Raw genomic sequence first — 5,257 nt, forward strand, 5'->3', positions numbered from 1 at the left:
GGCGTGGTGGTCTGTCTCCTGGTGCGGGTGCAGAGCTCGGCCGTCACGCCACGGGGGGCGCGGCTGCGCTACCAACTGACCGCGACGACCACCCTCGGCATCACCCAGGCGATGCTCGCCCCGCTGGAGAACATCGACCGGGTGGTGGTGGCGGACGGTGCGGTGCAGGTGCTGAAGCGGGTGCGCAATGTGACGCTGAACGAAACCTCCTTCTCTACCACCAGCAGCAGCGCGCCCGGCAATATCCTGGAGTATCAGGTGATTTTCCAAAATCCGTCGGCCAGCCGGATCGACCAGGTGCGGGTGCTGGACATGACGCCGGAATACACCAGCCTTGCCCAGGCGATCTGGGTCGAGCAGCAACCTTCCGGCGTTGTCTGCCAGCCAGACCTGCCGGCCGGCGGCGGAACCGCGGGCTATCAGGGCGATCTCAGATGGCTGTGCACCGGCTCAATGATACCAGGCGCAAAGGGCGAAGTCCGGTTCAGGGTCAAAGTCCAGGAGTAGGATCAGAAACGATTGCTTATTTTACTTTCACAAATCCAGCGAGGTTACTTGCACAGGCTCTAGCCATCTTCGCAACTTCAGCACCGCTGTAGAAATCAATATAAATCACGATTTAGGAAAAAGGCATTGCCGGGGGCATGCCTGAGTGCCGGCTAGCTGACTACATGCTATTAGCCGCGGCCGTTCTTTCTAGCTCCCTCGCGTTGATCTCAGGCGCGAGCGTGGTCGCCGTCAAGAACGATGCTCAATCTGGTGCAGGAGGCGTGTGGATGGCGAGCACTGGTGCTCCGGCGACGTGCTGGCGAAGGTCGCAGGAGTACCGGATAAGATTGGATGGCCATCACCACGTCCAGCCATCTGCCGCACAACACGTGCTCGACGCACCGATCCAGGTTATCGATAACCCGCCCGGGCTCGCCTGACAGTCTGCCTCCACCGGCCAGCGACGAAGCAGTCGGTACAAGGACCGCTGGTTAGATCTGCACCAGAACACGGTACGCCAAGAACCAGGCTCGTTCGAGATTGGCATCGATCGGGAGCAGTATGCGGTCAGGACGGCACCCGGTTATTTTACCCTCAGGCGCCCCAGCACGATCTTTTCCATATGAGATTCGATACGACCACGCGCCCATGACATTTGCTCCATCGACACATGCGCGAAGCGGTTGATCCGAGCAGGATACAACGTTCGGCAGTGTTGATGACGAGATGGCAATGGCGTCAGAGGCGAGACCCTTGATGACGAAAGGCCAAGACAACAGCCGATTGCAACTCGGTATACTCATCCTGTTTCGCTACTTGGCCACCGTAATAGCATGCAATGATAGAGAACCGATAACAGCGAGGGGAGAGGATCACTCCGCAGGACCGGCATTGTCACTGATACATCGCTTGGAGCCGATACTTCGGGGGGCGGCCATCTTTCCAACAAGAGTTCTGATGGGCGCGCTCATTTTGCTCGGAGCGATTTCCCCAGCCGATGCGCAACTCGTGACGCGTCTGCAAGAGAGCTTAAGAGGTGGTGTCACGCTGGTAGGAAATTCCTGGTGGAATAACAATACGGCAATTGATGTGGACAGCGATGCCGCGACTGGGATTTCAAGTTCTGCAGATCTTGTACTACCCACAGGATCGGCGATCTATAAGGCGTTTCTGTACGTTGAAAGTTACAACTACTGTTTTCAGAGAATATTGTTCAAGCCTCCCGGTGGAGTTTACGTATCTTTGGCGTCGTCCAGCTCGGAATATTTGGCGTCAAGAGCAACGACCGGCGTTACATGTAGTAGTGGTACTGCCGGAAATATAAATCAGCTTGTTTTTGATGTAACGAACAGAGTTCGAGCTGGCGGGACCGGCACCTATACCATGGGAGTGCCGACCGCATCGACTTCGTCTGGCGGGGGTTGGTCTATCATTGTGGTCTACAAAAATCCCGCGTCGAAGCTCCGCTATGTCGTGGTTGCAGACAATTGGCAGCGATTTGCTAACTCGCAAGTCCAAACCACGATCACGGGCGTCCTCCTTCCGGCTTCCGGCACGATAAACGCCATAGTAGGCCTTACAGGCTCACAGGGTAATGCAGGCCTCACCGACGAACTCCTTATCATCGGAAACAATGGCGGCGTCGCGCGGCGTCTGTTGCATCCCGAAACAAACGTGGCGAATGATACTCTCAACGGGTCAATCGCATTTGCCGCCAACAATAATGTTCAGACGGATGGCGGCAATCTTCAGTTCCGTGGCCGGTGCTGGGCTCAGCGTAATCCCAACAGCGGGTTTACCGGCGGTACCAACGCCTGTTCAAGTTTTTATGACGCTAGCATTTTCGACGCCAGAACGGGTCAAAACACCAGTACCGGTGCCGTCGAGCCCATTTTCCTCCCGAGCAGTACACCCATCAACATAACACTCCGGCAAGCGAGCACCGGTGGGGACACTTTGGTAAGCGGCGCCTACTTTGTATCAGTCGACATGGCAGGGCCCGCGCTTACAAAATCGGTCGCGCCTGCTCGGATTGCAAGCGGGCAGACAGCCACTTACACATTCACAATCCGCAATACGGAATCGGGCGCTTCGAACCAGACGAACCTGAGCTTCACCGATACTTTGCCTGCAAATCTCAGGGTCAAAAGCCCGCTGAATTGGTCATCCACGGGAACCATAGGAACGCCCACGGTAGCTGCTCCCGGCAATACCGCGATCCAAGTAAGCGGGCTCGGAATCGCGCAAGGTGCAACCGCGACAATCAGCGTTGACGTCACCAACGTACCGGGGCAGGCGAATACCAGCTGTGCGCAAACGTTGCCTGCGTTTACAAACACAGCGGAAAATATCACGTCCATCGATTCCAGGTTTGCCAACGATATCCAGGATATCTGTCTTGAGGTTATGCCAATTTCGGTTTCCGGGCGGGTTTTTGAGGACATCGATGCTGATCTGCTCGCCGCCGGGCAAGGTGCCGGTGACGCAAGGAATCCTGGTATCAGTGGGCGAACTGTCAGGCTGTTCAACGCCAGCGGCACCGAGATCGCATCAGCGACCACACAGACAGACGGTACATACAGCATGGTTGGCCTCTTCGCTGGAGAGGCGGCCTACATCGCGGTTGACGCTCCGACTGTGACGTCTGCCGGTACGTCCGGTGTGATTGCGGAGCAGACTTATGCAAGTGCCGGAACCGGCAACAGCGGGACAGCTGGTGGAACGGGCTACGGCCCGCTGTGCGTAAGCAGCGATCTTAGCTATACGCAGCAGAACGCGACGACGACAGCCGGTATCGCCGCTAATCCGGCGAACGGCGCCTGCTATGGCGGCAGGCGAGGCGCCGTGGCCGACAGCGGGACGACGACGCTCAATTCCAAGGAACATGTGATCCGCGTGGTTTCCGATGGATCTGCATCGGTCTCCGGGGTTGATTTCGGTTTTTCCTTCAATGTGGTGACGAATGTGAACAATGGCGGTCAGGGCTCGCTGCGCCAGTTCATTGCCAACGCCAATGCGATCACCGCCACGTCGGGTGGCGGTGGTGAGCCCGATGGCGGCGCCAACAGAATGCGCTTCGTGCCGGCTATCGCCATGAATGGCAACGACTGGTGGGAGGTTGCTCCTACTACACAATTGCCGCCGCTAACAGCCGCGGGCACCACTATTGAAGGCAAAGCGTATGACAATGCGAATGGGACGGTGGCCTTTCTTCCCGCCGCAATCGGGTCGGGCGGGCTCGTCGGCGCCGATTGGAACGCGGCCATCCTCAGCCAGGTAGCAAGCCCGAAACTTGCCATCGCCAACGGCCTTGCTGCGGATGCACTCACCATAGCTGCGGGCGCGAACGACACTACGATCCAAAATTTCGGCGTTTTCGGAACCACAGGCAGTGCGGGCGGCGGCATCGCCAAGACGGCATCAGGAGCGATCACCCGCCTCATGCTGCAAGGAAACGTCCTCGGCGTCCTGCCAAATGGGGTGGCCGCTGCGGGAACCCTGTCCTCCGGGATCCGGATTGCCAACATGACGTCGGGCAGTTTCGAAATTTCGAACAATTATATGAGGGCGGTTCGGGATAGCGGCATCGATCTTACGGCCGTCACCCAGTCCACAGTCGGAAACTACGTCATCAGCAACAACGAGATAAGTAGGACCGGCGGCAGCGGCATCAGCCTCGAGACTTCATCCCGCATCTCGGTGCAGGGCAATCTCGTGACGCAGGCGGGAATGACGGGCATAGAACTGCGCGACAATGGCGGCGACAGCCTACTCACGCAAAACACGGTCAGCGACAATCGCGGCACAGGCAGCGAGGGTGCAGCGATCCGGATAACTGCCGGCTCGAACAACACGGTGACCTACAACAAGCTGGTCGGCAGCACGAGCGGCCCCGGTATTCTCCAGCGCAGCAACAGCGCCGGGAACCGGCTGAGCGAGAATCAGTTCGGCGGCAATGCCGGCAATGCGATCGACAACACGCCGAGTGATTCGCCGAACGGCGTGACGATCTCCTCGGCCTGCCAGGTCAACGGCACGCAGCTCGGACGGCCCGTGCTCGCCTCCGCCATTCTTGTCGACAACACGCTGCGCCTTTCCGGCAGTTACTGCGCCACCGGCACTTTCCGGCTCGAGGTCTACAAAGTGGCGCCGGGGACGGCGGGCGATATCGGTACGGACGGTCTGCAGGCAGGTGAAGGCGGGACCTTTCTCGGCGCCCTGACCGGCCTTTCGGGCGGCGTGCTGGATGGCACCCTTACCCTTTCCCCCGGTGACCTCGTTGCCGGCACGGACCATGTCACGGCCATCCTGATCCGTGAGACGGCCGAGGGCGGGGCGGTGGGCGACACGTCCGAGTTCAGCGCCAATGCGCTGGCCGTCTCGGTGCCGTTTGTCACCATCGCGAAAGTGAGTGTCGGCGGGGTTGGGCGGTTCGGCTTTGCCGGGGCGGCGGCGAATGCCAATGGCTTTCCCGCCGATGGCAGCTATGCGGTGGAGACGATCACGCCGGGGGAGGCCGTGGAGGGGGGAGGTGTTCCGCTTGCCGCCGCCGATGTGGAGACCCGGATCGTCGAGGCCATTCCGGCGGGCTGGGTGCTGGAGAGCGCCCGCTGCGAGGACCGAAGGGCGGCGGCGACCGGCAATCCCGCCGGCCAGGTGATCGGCTCGGTCAGCGACGGCAAGACGCTCGTCATCCCGGCCGGGAACGCCAGGGCCGGGGCCGACCTCCTCTGCACCTTCACCAACCGCTTTCAAGGCTTTGCCGTCG

At 59.7% G+C, this 5,257-nt stretch carries 1 protein-coding gene and 1 pseudogene; both read left to right on the forward strand.

What is annotated here, in order from left to right; genetic code table 11:
• Window positions 1-507, forward strand: a pseudogene (locus CHEJ32_RS27550) (right-handed parallel beta-helix repeat-containing protein); the annotation flags it as partial.
• A 939-nt stretch (window positions 508-1,446) separates the two neighbouring features.
• Window positions 1,447-5,257: right-handed parallel beta-helix repeat-containing protein (locus CHEJ32_RS25975; protein WP_198023922.1), on the forward strand; the 3,811-nt coding region annotated here is incomplete at its 3' end.

The organism is Chelativorans sp. J32 (genome assembly GCF_000518985.1).
In the GTDB taxonomy this organism is placed as follows: Bacteria; Pseudomonadota; Alphaproteobacteria; order Rhizobiales; family Rhizobiaceae; genus Chelativorans.